This is a genomic window from Dellaglioa sp. CoH-57-MRSF-18 (genome assembly GCF_056781995.1).
The window spans coordinates 1-537 of record NZ_JBXAXX010000057.1; the positions used below are offsets into that span (position 1 = coordinate 1).

The window sequence follows — 537 nt, forward strand, 5'->3', positions numbered from 1 at the left end:
GATCGATGAGGCACGCAAGGTCCACGTTAAGATCGACGGCCTGAAGGCGGTCAGGGAATGCAACGGCACCGGTCTCGAAGTGGTGGCCGACGCCGCGCCCGCGTCCAAGAAAAAGCTGGTAACGCTACGTCTGGTCAACGGCCTGAAGAACCACACGCTCCTGATCGAAGACGGGATAACGGCTCAGGAGTTGGAACTCACCGCCTCCGATGTTCTGCAATTGATTCGCGGTTCCGAGATGATGGTACCGCGTGACGTAACGAGCTTGACGTAGATGGCCACGTCCTGTACCATGCGTACAATCACATCAAGCAAGGAGAAGTTCATGAGCCGTAAATTCACGACGCGTCCGGTACTCCCGCGCAAGGCACGTAAGCAGCGCCCCTCTGTATACGCGTCATGTGGTAGCCCTATCGTGGTGGGCGCTACCTGCTGCGTTTACAGCCAAAACGTGAACGCACGAGTCATCGAGATCAAGAGCCCGAGCCACATTATTCTCGAAGTTGTGGAGCACGGTGACGTTGGCAGCATTATTTC

The 537-nt window shown here is 56.4% G+C and carries 2 protein-coding genes; both read left to right on the forward strand.

All coding sequences use genetic code 11. From position 1 onward, the window contains the following. The coding region (locus AC1RPG_RS08025) for a hypothetical protein (RefSeq protein WP_481762474.1) at positions 1-274 on the forward strand (274 nt) is incomplete at its 5' end. Between the two features lie 51 nt (positions 275-325). After that, the coding region (locus tag AC1RPG_RS08030; protein ID WP_481762475.1) for a hypothetical protein at positions 326-537 on the forward strand (212 nt) is incomplete at its 3' end.